Origin of the sequence: Pseudoalteromonas sp. 78C3, from assembly GCF_002836695.1 — a bacterium.
GTDB lineage: Bacteria > Pseudomonadota > Gammaproteobacteria > Enterobacterales > Alteromonadaceae > Pseudoalteromonas > Pseudoalteromonas arctica.
The window spans coordinates 1-346 of the sequence record NZ_PJAV01000061.1; the positions used below are offsets into that span (position 1 = coordinate 1).

General features: G+C 44.8%; 1 pseudogene. It reads left to right on the forward strand.

Annotated features, from left to right (window positions below):
• Positions 1-346, forward strand: a pseudogene (locus tag CXF76_RS00820) (copper resistance system multicopper oxidase); the annotation flags it as partial.

The window sequence follows — 346 nt, forward strand, 5'->3', positions numbered from 1 at the left end:
CTCTGCAATGGCTGGTATGGCAGGCATGTCAGGTATGAACTCTAAAGAAATGGATCATAGCGCTATGGGCCACGGTGCAATGGCGATGGATCATAGCAAACATGGTATGTCTGAAAACCCATTAGCGGTTGCCAGCTCTAAAGTGCGTCATGCAAAAACGGAGTATGGAGCTTCAGTTGATATGCGCGTTGATATGCCTAGAACAAATCTTGATGATCCTGGTATTGGTTTACGTAAAAATGGTCGTCGTGTTTTAACACTTGCAGATTTACACTCACTTGAAGGGATCACTAACCAGCAAGAGCCAGAAGCTGAAATTGAGCTGCATTTAACCGGAAACATGGAG